This is a genomic window from Erysipelatoclostridium sp. MSK.23.31 (assembly GCF_019125875.1).
Taxonomy (GTDB): Bacteria; Bacillota_I; Bacilli_A; order Erysipelotrichales; family Coprobacillaceae; genus Thomasclavelia; species Thomasclavelia ramosa.
In genome coordinates this window covers 44,574-57,826 of sequence record NZ_JAHOCB010000010.1, presented here as the reverse complement: position 1 = coordinate 57,826, position 13,253 = coordinate 44,574, and the positions used below count along the sequence as shown (strand labels likewise).

The 13,253-nt window shown below is 32.1% G+C and carries 11 protein-coding genes and 1 other RNA gene; 11 read left to right on the top strand and 1 reads right to left on the bottom strand.

The window, feature by feature from the left end:
* Positions 1-11 precede the first annotated feature (11 nt).
* The 5 genes from KSU54_RS06550 to KSU54_RS06530 all read left to right on the top strand — a co-directional run bounded on the left by KSU54_RS06550 (position 12) and on the right by KSU54_RS06530 (position 6,201).
* Positions 12-890: a MurR/RpiR family transcriptional regulator gene (locus KSU54_RS06550; RefSeq protein ID WP_003535794.1), complete on the top strand. Its 879-nt coding sequence runs from the start codon at positions 12-14 to the stop codon at positions 888-890.
* 448 nt (positions 891-1,338) lie between these two features.
* Positions 1,339-1,611 carry a hypothetical protein gene (locus tag KSU54_RS06545; protein ID WP_003535797.1) on the top strand — a complete coding sequence of 91 codons (273 nt, stop codon included), beginning with the start codon at positions 1,339-1,341 and terminating at the stop codon, positions 1,609-1,611.
* A 271-nt stretch (positions 1,612-1,882) separates the two neighbouring features.
* Complete coding sequence (locus KSU54_RS06540; RefSeq protein ID WP_008791198.1) at positions 1,883-4,120, top strand: purple acid phosphatase family protein; 2,238 nt, start codon at positions 1,883-1,885, stop codon at positions 4,118-4,120.
* 66 nt (positions 4,121-4,186) lie between these two features.
* Positions 4,187-5,356 carry a YibE/F family protein gene (locus KSU54_RS06535; RefSeq protein WP_040434168.1) on the top strand — a complete coding sequence of 390 codons (1,170 nt, stop codon included), beginning with the start codon at positions 4,187-4,189 and terminating at the stop codon, positions 5,354-5,356.
* Between the two features lie 56 nt (positions 5,357-5,412).
* A complete protein-coding gene (locus KSU54_RS06530) occupies positions 5,413-6,201 on the top strand; it encodes a Cof-type HAD-IIB family hydrolase (RefSeq protein WP_003535808.1) in 789 nt (262 codons plus the stop codon).
* Positions 6,202-6,244: 43 nt separating this feature from the next.
* Here KSU54_RS06530 and KSU54_RS06525 read toward each other — a convergent pair whose 3' ends face one another.
* Positions 6,245-7,393 (bottom strand): DUF871 domain-containing protein, encoded by a 1,149-nt coding sequence (locus KSU54_RS06525; protein WP_003535809.1) that lies wholly within the window; start codon positions 7,391-7,393, stop codon positions 6,245-6,247.
* A 104-nt stretch (positions 7,394-7,497) separates the two neighbouring features.
* Between KSU54_RS06525 and KSU54_RS06520 the strand changes: the two genes are divergently transcribed.
* The 6 genes from KSU54_RS06520 to ssrA all read left to right on the top strand — a co-directional run bounded on the left by KSU54_RS06520 (position 7,498) and on the right by ssrA (position 13,148).
* On the top strand, positions 7,498-9,186 hold the full coding sequence (locus KSU54_RS06520; RefSeq protein WP_003535811.1) for an MraY family glycosyltransferase: 1,689 nt from the start codon (positions 7,498-7,500) through the stop codon (positions 9,184-9,186).
* A complete protein-coding gene (locus KSU54_RS06515; protein ID WP_003535814.1) occupies positions 9,179-9,658 on the top strand; it encodes a GNAT family N-acetyltransferase in 480 nt (159 codons plus the stop codon). Before KSU54_RS06520 ends, KSU54_RS06515 begins: the two co-directional genes overlap by 8 nt.
* A 113-nt stretch (positions 9,659-9,771) precedes the next feature.
* Positions 9,772-10,002, top strand: a complete 231-nt coding sequence (gene secG / locus KSU54_RS06510) for a preprotein translocase subunit SecG (RefSeq protein ID WP_003535816.1) — start codon at positions 9,772-9,774, stop codon at positions 10,000-10,002.
* A 49-nt stretch (positions 10,003-10,051) separates the two neighbouring features.
* Entirely contained in the window at positions 10,052-12,322 is a 2,271-nt protein-coding gene (gene rnr / locus KSU54_RS06505) for a ribonuclease R (RefSeq protein WP_003535818.1), read from the top strand.
* 17 nt (positions 12,323-12,339) lie between these two features.
* Complete coding sequence (gene smpB, locus KSU54_RS06500) at positions 12,340-12,792, top strand: SsrA-binding protein SmpB (protein ID WP_003535825.1); 453 nt, start codon at positions 12,340-12,342, stop codon at positions 12,790-12,792.
* A gap of 3 nt (positions 12,793-12,795) precedes the next feature.
* Positions 12,796-13,148, top strand: a transfer-messenger RNA (tmRNA) gene (ssrA, locus tag KSU54_RS06495).
* Positions 13,149-13,253 lie beyond the last annotated feature (105 nt).

Genomic DNA, 13,253 nt, shown 5'->3' with positions numbered 1-13,253 from the left:
GGAGGAGTAATATGGGGTTATTAAAGAAAATTGAATTGGCAAATAACTTTTCATCAGTAGAACGGATCTTAGGTAAATACGTTTTAGAAAATGGTGAAAAAGTATTAAACATGTCAACTAAAGAATTAGCCAAAGCAACATTTACTTCTCCAGCTAGTATTGTTCGTTTTTGTCGAAAACTTGAATATGAAGGATATAATGATTTTAAAATTGCATTAGCAGCTCAATTACAATATAGTCGTCTTAGCAATGATGATATTAATGCAAACTACCCTTTTAAAGGAACTGATAGTGTTTATACTGTGGCTAGCAATATTGCTAATCTATCAAAAGAAAGCATTGATATTACAATGAAAAATTTAGATTTAGAAGAATTAAGGCTAGTTGTTTTGATGATTACTAAAGCGAAGGTCATTGATATTTATGGGGTTTCAGGTCCACTTAGAATTGCAAGTGACTTTCAGTATAAGATGTTTAGAATAGGTAAAGATGTGCGGATTTCACAAATGATCAATGAACAGTTGTTTCAAGCTGCTCAAAGTACTTCAGAACATTTGGCTATTTTAATTTCTTATTCCGGAGAAACAGAAGAAGTAATTGAAGCAGCGAAGATTTTATATCGACGTAAGATTCCTGCAATTGCAATAACTTCATTTGGAGAAAATCGTCTTGTAAAATATACCCAAAGAGTCTTATATTTAAATTCATCAGAATTTATTTATTCTAAAATCGCAACTTTTTCTTCGACTCTCTCACTACATTTATTGTTAGATATTATTTATGGTTGTGTATTTTCTAAAAATTATGAGGATAATTTAAATTATAAGATTGAAACCGATAATCTAATTGATCATCGTCAATCAAGCATTGCAATAGATAAATTTAAATAATTATTAAAACGATATGGAAGTTTATTTTAATCATATCGTTTTTTATTTATGAAACCATGTTTCATAAATAAATATAATAAAAAGTAAAAGTCTGGGATACCAAATCAAAGATTAATAAGATTATCATAACGGAGTGATTAAATTGAGATGGGAAAGAGCAGTAAAGCTTGTATTTATTGTGTGCTTAATAATTTCTTCGCTATCTACAACAAGAGTTAAGGAGTTCGAAAATTCTAAAACCTTGGTAGATAACTTTGATACTGAAGCACCATCAGCTTAGATTTATTATGGAAATTTATCTTTAGTTGATAGTTTTATAGATATTTTTCCTACTTGGATTTCAACAACACTGGTTCCTAAAAATAATGGTGCAATAATAAGTTCAGGTCAAAAAAATGGATACGCAATTTATCAAGTTGATAATCCAAGTAAGATTACATATATTTCATTGAACTGGAATGGTTCTGGAGCAGTTGGGAAAATCGGGGTTAATCAAATGCGCCTTAGAACCGGTGCAAGAGCTGACCAAGAAGTGTATTTGCCATTTTTTGATTTCGAAAATGATATAATATGTGCAAAACTGGCAGAAAAACTACAGACAGCATACGAAGGATTAAAAAAGAAGAGTGAAGTAACACTGGTAGAACCAGAACAGCCGAAAACTCCAAAAGGAAATGAACAGGCAGCTAAAACTGGTGATAACATGATAATTGGAACATGACTAATCGGTATGGTTGTAACTTTAGGGGGAATAGAGTATATCAGAAGAAAAAAGGCGAGATGATGTACTGATAGAGTATAATTAGATTTAGATAATAATTTCAATCAAAAGAAAGTGACGATTTGGTTAAGTTTTGCTTAACTATAATCGTCTTTTTTATGGTTTTGGTTAAGTTGATAAAGTGTTTGTAAACTTCGTTGACGCTAAAATCTCAGTGTGTAAAATAGGTGGCGTAGTACAGATTTATAACTTAAAAAAAGGGGACTATGACATGAATGAGAATTTGAAAAAACGTATTATTGTTTCTTTGGCAACAGTATCAGCCTTTTCTAGTTTGGCAATGGTACCATTATCAGCTTATGGTGAATATCAAGGTAATGATGGAACACAAAAACTAAATAATGGGCTGACTAGTACTAGTGATTATAATGATTGGTATAATAACCAATGGAATAATCAAGAATCCGGTGAAATGGATACTGGAAAAATTGTATTGACACCGGGAGCAAAAGCAACTGATCTAAATTTTGCCTGGTACTCAGAAGAAACGGGAACACCAACAGTAAAAATTTCTACCAATCAAGATATGTCAGGAGCAAAAACTGTAACGGGCAGTGCTGACAAGATTAACAAGAACAATAGTTTCAAAAACTATACTGCTAGTAATAAGGTAGCACTTAAAGATTATCTAGTGGAAAATATGACTTACTATTACCAATATAGTACAAACGGTGTTGATTGGAGTGATACATATACTTACAAAACACACAGTTTTAGTGATTATCAGGCAGTATTAGTAGGAGATCCACAAATTGGAGCTTCTGGAAGTAACGGACAAGGTACTCAAGATGATACTGATATTGCAGTTAATACCTATGCATGGAATAAGACATTGCAAAAAGCATTAGGAGCTGGAGGCATTGCAGAAAATGCTAGCTTCATTTTATCAGCAGGAGATCAAATTGATTATTCATCAAGCGGAACTAATGGTTCTGGAGAGATTATAAGAGAACAAGAATATGCAGGTTTCTTATATCCTGATGTGTTGAGAAGTACACCATTAGCAACAACGATTGGTAATCATGAGTCAATGGTCGATGATTACAGTCTTCATTATAATAATCCTAATGCAAGTACATTAGGTTCTACAGAATCTGGTGGAGATTATTATTATAGCTATGGAGATACTCTATTTATTAGTTTAAATAGTAATAGTCGTAATGTTGAAGAACATCGTCAGTTAATGAAAGAAGCTGTAGCTAGTCATGAAGATGCAAAGTGGAAAGTGGTTTTATTCCATCATGATATCTATGGTTCTGGTTCACCGCATTCAGATGTTGATGGGGCTAACTTAAGAATTTTATTTGCGCCATTAATGGATGAATTTAACATTGATTTATGTTTAACAGGTCACGATCATTCTTACGCTCGTACTTATCAAATTCTAGATGGAAAGGTAATTGAAACCGACGGTGTTAGTGAAAATGCTAGTAAAGCATATAATCCAGAAGGAACATTATATATTGCCGCAGGATCTGCTTCAGGAAGTAAATTTTACACATTGAATACAGTTAAACAATATTATATTGCTGAACGTTCTAATACACCAGAACCAACCTTTTCAACAATTGATTTTAGTGGAGATTCTTTAACAATTAAAACTTATGATTACAATGGTCAAAAATATGCAAATGATGTAACTTTATCAAAAGATGGTAATGCTAAATCAATTGAAGAAATGAAGAATGAAGTAGCTGCGATTGATACAGTCAATGTAACAAGTGGCTCTAAAAATAGAATCGATGAAGCTTTAATAGCTGTAAATACTGCTTTAGACACACGTGATGATAGTACAGCTGAAACAGAATTACAAAATAAATGGAATACTACAAGTGATCCATTAAATTATTACGGTTATGCCCAAAATGGTTTTGCAAATGAAAATAGTACTGCCTTAAAACGAGGGTATTCATCTTTATTAGACAAAACGTTATATGAAAATGATAGTAATAAAGCTGTTACAACTGCAACTATCGATGAAGCATATAATAAATTAGCAACAGCTAAAAACGAAGTCGTGACAAAAGCTGAGTTTGCTGAAGTACAGACTAAATTTGATCAAATTGGAAGTACTTTAGCACAAATTAGTATCGGAGATAAAAAAGATCAGTATACTAGAGCAGATGTAGATGCTTTCAAGAAATCAATTGCAGCTTTAAAAGTTGACTTCAATGAAGCAACTATTACTAAGACTGCATTAAATGAATTGAGTACACAATTAGATACAGTGACAAATGAATTTTTAGCAAAGAAAAATACTGAAGATATTACAACAGCTCCAATTGTTACTCCTTCAACAACGCCAAGTAAAACACCAGTAAAAACAACTAGCAGCAAAGTAAAAACTGGTGATGATACGTCAATCAATTTAGCAGGTATTACTGCTTTCGTATCATTGCTAGGAATTGCTGGAACAAAATTATTTAAAAAAAGAAAAATTGAAGAATAGTCAAGATAAATAATGAAATAAACAAGACAGAGCTTGTTCTGTCTTGTTTTATATATGGGAGAAGTTATGAAAGAGTTATTAAAAGAATTTAAACAGTTAAGTAAAAAAGAAAAAATAGGTCATTTTGGAGTCTGGCTGGCAATTTTAGCATTTTTAATTTTTTTATATTTTTTTAATAATGCTGTTGAAAAAACACCATTGATGGATCAAGAAGGTGCTGTATTTGAAAAAGCCCGAGTGACTGAAATTATATCTGAAAATCGTACAGAAAATGGACTTCAGCAAGGAACGCAAATAGTGAATACGGAGATTTTGTCAGGTGATTATAAAGGTCAAATAGTAGAGACTACGAATATTGATAGTTATTTGTACGGTGCTGATTGTAAGGTGGGAACTAGGGTGATAGTGCAGCTTAGTGAATATAATGGAACCTTAAGTGCTAGTGTTTATAATTATGATCGCACTAATACACTATATACAATGGTCGCAATTTTTTTGATTTTATTAGTTGTAATCGGTAAACGAAAAGGTTTTACCTCAGCTTTAGGATTAATTTTTACATTTATTTGTATTATCTTTTTATATCTGCCGATGTTGTATTTAGGTTTTTCACCGTTTTTTAGTGCAGTTGCTGTAGTTGTTTTAACGACTCTTGTAACAATGTATTTTATAGGTGGCTTTTCAATGAAAACTTTATGTTCGGTACTAGGAACGATTGCGGGGGTCGTTGTAGCAGGAATCTTTGCAAGCAGTTTTGGGGCACTTGGGCATGTTAGCGGCTATAATGTTAATGATATTGAAACGTTACTTTATATAGGACAAAACAGTAAATTAGATATTAGTGGTCTTTTATTTTCAGGTATTTTAATTGCTTCGCTTGGAGCAGTAATGGATGTAGCTATGTCAATTTCAACTACGATTGAGGAAATTAAATATCACAATCCTAATATCTCACGTAAAGATTTATTTAAAAGTGGTATTAAAATAGGTGGAGACATGATGGGAACGATGTCAAATACTTTAATTTTAGCTTTTACAGGTGGCTCTTTAAGTACATTAGTTGTTTTTTATGCTTATGATATGCCGTTTTTACAAATGTTCAATTCCTATGATATGGGAATTGAGATCATTCAAGGTATTGCAGGGTCATTGGGAGTCATTCTAACAGTTCCATTTGTTTCGATAATTGCTGCGATTTTAATGACAAAAAAGAAAAAAGGAGATTTTCCAAAATAGTAAAAAGCCGCTAGTTATCTGGCGGTTTTGCTATAATAAAAAAATGAGGTGGATATATGACAAAAGTACTATTTTTTGATATTGATGGAACATTAACAGATACGCATGGGGGATTGCCAGAAATTCCAGCCGGAGCCCAACGAAAAATGAAGGAATTACAAGAACGAGGTTATTTGTTATTTTTAGCAAGTGGTCGTCCTTATGCTTTTATTCCTGAGATTTTAACAAACTTTGGATTTGATGGTGCTGTTTTGTGTAACGGAGCACATGTGGAAATGAATGGACAATTTATTTATCATCAGCCTACAGATTTAAAAAAGACGATTGATTTAGTAAATCATCTGGATGAAAATAATTTTGAATATATTATTGAAACAAAACGTGGAGCATATTTAGATCCGAGTTTTAAAGTTTTAGAAAAGTTTTTCATAAGTTGTAATATTAATGAAGAATTTTTAATTGAAGACTTTAATAGAGAAGATATAATTGCAGAATGCTTAAAATTAGAGGTTAGTGTACCCGATGAGCATCAAGCAAAGATTGAAGAAATTATCTTAAATGATTTTAACTATGATAAACATGGAACAGATAATGCTTTTGAAATCTATTCTAATGTTATTTCAAAAGCTACTGGGGTACAAAAAGTCCTTGAATATTTAAATTTGAATGTTCAAGATAGTTATGCTTTTGGCGACGGTTTAAATGATTTAGAGATGATTCAAACAGTTGGAACAGGAGTTGCAATGGGAAATGCTGTTGATGAATTAAAAGCTGTTAGCGATTTGGTTTGTGATTCGGTTCATAATAATGGACTTGAAAAAGTTTTAAATGATTTATTTGGATAAAAAAACCAAGAATTTCAAATGAAATTCTCGGTTTTATTTTTTACTATTTTTTTAAAACGAAGTGATGACCAGGTGTTACAAAATCTAATAATATCATTTCTTCTTCTTTAACTGTTGCTACTAAATTACGTTCACCATCATTTGGAATTTCTGTTAAAACAATTTCCAATTCACCACGATAATGAGCTAAGTTATCATTAACAATCAAGACATCACCACGTGTGAACACTTTTTTACCACAATCATGATGAGGGATTGATTTACTGCCTGCGATTTCTGTATTTGAAGTAAATCCAGAATCTTGAACTGTAGCTTTTTCTTTAAATTTAACTCTTGGCATTGAAGAACGTAACATGAATGATGAGTGATCATAACGATCCCAATGAGGGGCAAAATCATACATGATCAATTTTTCATTGTCAGTAATTTCAGGTACTTCATCAACACGAATTTCAATTGCTTGATAATTAATTTTTGATAAAGCTTCTAACTCTTCATCAGTAGCCGGATAGTTTCCGATTAAGATATCGTCAACGTCACCAGTTGCTAATAATGTACGAGCTTGTAAGTCGATTGGTAAACCTCTCATGATTTCGACTGTAGGTAAACCACAGAATACTTCCCATGGTCCAATTGTATTAGCGTTGTTGCTAGAAACAAAAGCAGCTGTATGTAAGTTTAATTCTTTCCAATAACGGTTATATTCCATGAATAGATTGAAATCTAATCCTGAATAACGTTCAGGGAAGAAGTTGTGGCACATGATCATTTGATCTTTATTTCCACCATGATTAATTAGTAATTCAACACCCATGTCCATGCTGGCATTGAATTCAATTTTAATACCATATGGATTACGTGTGATTTGGATATCACCTTGTGTCCCAAAGTTTCCGTCTAAACGGATGATGTCTAATCCTAAATCAGCAAATGGTTTTAAATTTCCTGGTGTAGCTCCAATAATTTTAAATACTTCAGGGTTAGTATCAGCTGCTACTTCGAACCCTAGTTCATGAGCCTTATCCATGAATTCTTTAAATTCTACTAAATAACTTTCGCGCTTATCTTCAGGGATTGATAAGAAACAAGTAAAGATTCTACTAAACCCTAATTTAGCGGCTTTTTCCATATAAGCGTATACCTCTTCTTTTGGTGATTTATCAGGGTATACTGATATTCCTAATTTATGCATTTCGTTTTCCTCCTTAACACCATTATTATAAAACTATTTATTGGTTTTGTCTTGTATTTTATGCAAAAATAATTGATAATATACAAAAGATAGGAAGTGAAAAGATGAATCCTAGTTTGATTATGTCATTTGTTGTAACTATGATCGTTTCAGCCATTCTAATTCCGCTAGTTATGAAGGCGGGTAAAGAATTAGGAATCGTAGCACACAAAAATAAGCGAACAGTTCATAAGGTCGAAGTACCTCGAATCGGTGGATATGCAATTTACATCAGTTCCTTAATTGGGGCGGTCATCTTTTTAAAGACTGATCCTCAAATCAATGCAATTCTAATTGCTGGTTTCTTGGTATTCTTTGTAGGTTTGATTGATGATGTTCATGATTTATCACCGAAAACGAAATTAGCAGTTGAATTGATTGCAGCACTGATTGTTATTGTATATGGTGATATATATTTAAAAGGTTTTGATTTTATGCCGAGTAATTGGCCACCGATTATTCCAGGGGTTATAACAGTTTTATGGATTGTAGGGATTACTAATGCAATCAATTTAATTGATGGATTAGATGGATTGTCATCTGGAATATCAATTATTGTCTTGTTTACTGTTTCAATGACTTCGCTTACGAGTGGAAGAACTGATATTGCTTCGTTGTCATTAGTTTTAGCAGGGGCAATTATGGGATTTTTATTTTATAATTTTCATCCAGCTAAGATTTTTTTAGGAGATTGTGGTGCTTTATATATTGGTTTTATGATTTCTGTTATTTCATTATTAGGTTTTGGTTATAATGTATCGACATTTTTTACCTTAGGGGCACCGATTGTTGTTTTGATGGTTCCGATAATGGATACGTTGATTGCAATCATTCGACGAAAAGTTAATCATAAAAAATTTAGTGAAGCTGATCGGGCGCATTTACATCATAATTTAATGTTCAAATTGAAACTAGGGCATCGTAAAAGTGTTTTAGTTTTATACGGTGTTACTTTTTTGTTCTCTTTAACATCATATATTTATCTATATGATGCAACTTTAGGAACTTTAATGTTTGTCATTCTAATGTTTATTTTCGAATTATTCATTGAAACAACAAGTATGGTAAGTCAAAAGTATAAACCGGTATTAACATTAGCAAATGTCTTTATTCAGAGCGACCGCTTGCCTAAGATTAAATTCTTAGAAAGATATCGGGCTAATCGCAGTGAAAAACGAAAAGTTATTGATCATGTTGTAATGCTTTGTTGTTTACTCATAGTAATTGGGGGAGCAGGTACTTATATTCTTTATAGTCGTGAAGGAGCTTCTAAAAATAACCCTGCGACGGTTCCTGTTGAGACGCCGTATATACATGAGGAAGGAAATGAGCTTTTAAATGATATATATGTTCGACTTGATAAAGCTTATAAAAATAATTTAACAAGCGAGGAATGTCAATTAGTAGCATCTTATTTTGCTGTTGATTATTTTACTTTAAAAGATAAAAAAGATGGTGAAATTGGTGGTTTAGATTATATTTATCCAAGCTTGCAGAGTGAATTTAGCTCATTTGCTTCAAAATCATTTTATACATATAGAGAAACGTATCCAAAATTAGAAGTTAAGAATTATGAAATTATTTCTTTTGCACCATCTAAGGTAGTGATTGATGATCTAGATGATAATGAATATTATAACGTATTAATCTCAATGGAATTCAATCGTAAGGTTGACGAATTACCTAAAAGTGTAAATATAGTTTTAGTTTTAGATAATGATCGTTTTTATGTAGTTGGTGTTGATAATGCTTAGTTATTTAAAAGTAGAGAATATTGATAATGAATTGATTGAATTTCATTTACGTCAAAAGAATTATTATTCTTTGGAAGGACAGGTAGTTACTAGAGAATATCTTATTAATGAGATGCGATGTCCTGACGGTTTTGATGAAATAGATCATTATATAGAAAAATGTTATTTAGAAGGTGAACTAGTTGGATTAGTCGATTATCAATATGGCTATCGTTATTCGATGATTCATGATGATGAATGTGTATGGATTGGATTATTTTTAATTGATCAGGATAAACAAAATTGTGGATTGGGGAAGAGGCTGTTTAATGATTGTTTAAAAAAATTTAAGCAACGTTGTGAACGGATCCAATTGGCTTGTTTAGTGAGGAATGAAGCTGGTTTAGTATTTTGGAAAAAGTGTGGATTTAATGAGATTGGTAATTCTAAATATGGTGATTTACCAGTAATTGTATTAGAGAAAAGAATATAGTAGGCAGCTGTCAAGAAGATTTGATTAAAGTGTCGATGAAATCATTGTAATTTTAAAAATATTATGTTATTATGTTCTAGCGATGTATCAAAGTATCTAATAGGAGGTATATTATGTTTGGGACTATTCTAAATGTTTTATTAGTTGTTATTTCAATAGCACTTATTATATTATGTCTATTACAAAGTGGTAAATCTGATGGAATTGTAAATGCTTTAACTGGTCAAAGCTCAAACTTGTTTGCACAGCAAAAAGAACGTGGTGCAGATTTAGTGATGACAAGAGTTACTACTGGTTTAGCAATTGCATTTTTCGTTATTGCAATCATTCTAAGAATGTCATAAATAATAGGGCTAAGGTCCTATTTTTATTTTGGAATCGGGAGGTGAATGAATGAAAGAAAAGATTTTGGAATTGTTAAGTGATGAAAATTATTTAGAGCGTTCTATTGATTTGATCGCTGCTAAATTGAATTGTAATAAAAGTGATAAATTTGTAAACTTAGTTAAACTTATGAATGAGTTGGAAGATGAAGGTAAAGTAGTTAGAAATAAATATAATCATTATTATCTTCCAAATCAGTTTGGCATGATTCTAGGAACATTAACGATTAATAAACGTGGTTTTGGGTTTGTAGTCGTTGAAGATCAAGAGAAAGATATTTTTATTAGTCCCGATGACTTAAAGGATGCGTTTAATAAGGATACTGTATTAGTTGAATTAAAGAAGCACAGTGATGAGGAACGTCCTGAGGGGCGAGTTATCAGGGTTATAAAAAGAGGACAGACAAGATTAGTTGGTGAAATCAAAAAAGGAAAACGTGATTGCTTTGTTGATGTTGATGATCCGATGTTCGATAAACCGATTTTTGTAGATCGCGCTCATTTACACGGAGCGATGCCGGGACACAAAGTTCAAGTTGAAATTAAGACTTATAAACCGATTTTAAAAGGTGATGTTATAAAGATTTTAGGGCATCGCAATGATCCTGGGATTGATATCTTATCGATAGTATATGAACACGATGCGCCAGTTGAGTTTCCTCAAGCTGTCTATGATCAAATAGAGAATATTCCTGATAGTTTGGAAGGAATTGATATTGGTCAACGGATTGATTTGCGTGATGAGGTCGTTGTTACTATTGATGGTGATGACGCCAAAGACTTAGATGATGGTATTTCATTAAAAAAATTAGATAATGGTCATTATCATTTAGGGGTGCATATTGCCGATGTTTCTTATTATGTTACAGAAGAATCACCGCTTGATAAAGAAGCATTTGCACGTGGAACATCAATTTATTTAGCTGATCGTGTTATCCCAATGCTGCCACATAAGTTATCAAACGGCATTTGTTCATTAAATCCGCATGTTGATCGTTTCACAATTTCTTGTTTTATGGAAATTGATGAAAATGGTGAGGTTGTAGAACATGATATTGTTCCAGCAGTAATTAATTCGACAGAACGGATGACTTATACTAATGTAAATAAAATTCTTGATGGTGATCAGACGCTTCAGTTACAGTATAGTCATGTCAAAGATTTATTTTTCTTAATGCAGGAATTAGCAATGATTCTTCAAGCGAAAAAAGCTAGACGTGGTGCGATTGATTTTGATGTTAAAGAAGCAAAAGTACTAGTTGATAGTAAAGGTAATACTACTGATGTTGTATTGAGAGAACGTGGGGCAAGTGATCGTATTATTGAAGAATTTATGTTATTGGCAAATGAAACAGTTGCAGAGCATTTTAAATGGTTAGAGCTGCCGTTCATTTATCGGGTTCATGAAAATCCTAAACCGAAAAAGTTATTACAATTTAGTGGAATTGCTAAAACTTTAGGCTATACAATCAAAGGTTCATTAGAAAATGTTTATCCGGGTGAATTAAGCAATATCATAGAAGTTAGTAAGGATACTCCGGAACATACAATTATTGCAACTTTATTATTGCGTTGTATGCAAAAAGCGCGTTATGATGAACAGTGTCTAGGACACTTTGGATTAGCTGATGAATATTATACACATTTTACTTCACCAATTAGACGTTATCCAGATTTAATCGTTCATCGTTTAATTAGAAAGTACATGTTCGAAAATCGTTTAGATCGTCGTACTATCATGCATTATCAAGAATTGATGCCTGAAATAGCACTACAAACTTCGGCTCGTGAACGTGAAGCGATTATGATTGAACGTGAAGTTGATGATATGAAAATTGCGGAGTTTATGGAAAAACAAATTGGTGAGGAATTTGAAGGAATTATTAGTTCAGTTACTAATTTTGGTTTCTTTGTTGAACTTGATAATACAATTGATGGGTTAGTCCATGTAACTGATTTGACTGATGATTTTTATTTCTTTGATGAGAAGAATCTTCGTTATATTGGTCAGCGAACAGGCAAGGTGTTTAAGATGTCTGATCGAGTTAAAGTTCGAGTATCAAGTGCATCTAAAAAAGATAAATCAGTAGATTTTGAAATTGTTGGCATGAAATCCAACAAAAAGACAACAAAAACTGTTATAATAAATAAGCGCAAAGATAATGATCGTAAAAACAATCGAAAACGGAATGATCGTCGTAAAAAGCGTCATGAAGAACCACGTTTTACAAATAATCATTTTAAACGCTCTAAAAAGAGTAAATCTAAGCATCGCGCTTAATTAATCAGAAAGGGGAAATGGGCATGAAAATTGTATCAAATAACAAGAAAGCTTATCATGATTATTTTATCTTAGATACATATGAAGCAGGGATTGAACTAAAAGGAACAGAAATTAAATCGGTCCGTTTAGGTAATGTAAATCTTAAAGATGCTTTTGTAAGAATTAAAGATAATGAAGCTTATATTGAAAATATGCACATTTCTCCTTATAGCCATGGTAATCAATTTAATCATGAGCCGTTACGTAATCGAAAACTATTACTTCATAAAAAAGAAATTTTAAAAATTTCAAATAAATTAAAAGAAGGTGGCTTGACAGTTGTACCAACTAAGTTATACTTTAATACAGGAAGTAAAGTAAAATTGGAGATTGGAATTGCTCGCGGTAAGAAATTATACGACAAGCGCCAAGATTTAAAAGAAAGAGATTCTAAAAGAGAAATTGAAAAAGCTCTTAAGAATTACTGATCTGGGGGTGTCCTGGGTTCGACAGGTGTATGTCTGACCTTAGCTGCAGTCGAAGGCATTCGTTAAATGCACAAACAAATAACTGGAAACAGACAAACTAATTACGCTTTCGCTTAGTCGACATAGACATGAAAGCTGCCACTATTTAGCGTGCCTATAGCTATTTAACTGGTATCATAAACTCATAGGATAAGGGTATTTATTGCTTAGCTAAATACTTCGAAAATCTCATAAGCTCGTTAGGTGGAAAATTGCTCATTGATTGTAGCCTAATTAAATTAATTCAATGAGATAAACTGTAGACGCTTTGGAGGGATTATGCTTGGACAGGGGTTCGATTCCCCTCACCTCCACCAATAAAGCAATTGACCGAATAGATAACCAATCTATTCGTTTTTTTATATAAAAAGAATGTGTTTCTCATGAATTATATTTTAAACTAATTTGATAATGATTCATTG

Excerpts from the sequence above, each read along its gene's own strand:
- KSU54_RS06550 (WP_003535794.1), top strand. The coding sequence starts at position 12 with ATGGGGTTATTAAAGAAAATTGAATTGGCAAATAACTTTTCATCAGTA.
- KSU54_RS06540 (WP_008791198.1), top strand. The coding sequence starts at position 1,883 with ATGAATGAGAATTTGAAAAAACGTATTATTGTTTCTTTGGCAACAGTA.
- KSU54_RS06535 (WP_040434168.1), top strand. The coding sequence starts at position 4,187 with ATGAAAGAGTTATTAAAAGAATTTAAACAGTTAAGTAAAAAAGAAAAA.
- KSU54_RS06530 (WP_003535808.1), top strand. The coding sequence starts at position 5,413 with ATGACAAAAGTACTATTTTTTGATATTGATGGAACATTAACAGATACG.
- KSU54_RS06525 (WP_003535809.1), bottom strand. The coding sequence starts at position 7,393 with ATGCATAAATTAGGAATATCAGTATACCCTGATAAATCACCAAAAGAA.
- KSU54_RS06520 (WP_003535811.1), top strand. The coding sequence starts at position 7,498 with ATGAATCCTAGTTTGATTATGTCATTTGTTGTAACTATGATCGTTTCA.
- KSU54_RS06515 (WP_003535814.1), top strand. The coding sequence starts at position 9,179 with ATGCTTAGTTATTTAAAAGTAGAGAATATTGATAATGAATTGATTGAA.
- secG (WP_003535816.1), top strand. The coding sequence starts at position 9,772 with ATGTTTGGGACTATTCTAAATGTTTTATTAGTTGTTATTTCAATAGCA.
- rnr (WP_003535818.1), top strand. The coding sequence starts at position 10,052 with ATGAAAGAAAAGATTTTGGAATTGTTAAGTGATGAAAATTATTTAGAG.
- smpB (WP_003535825.1), top strand. The coding sequence starts at position 12,340 with ATGGGCATGAAAATTGTATCAAATAACAAGAAAGCTTATCATGATTAT.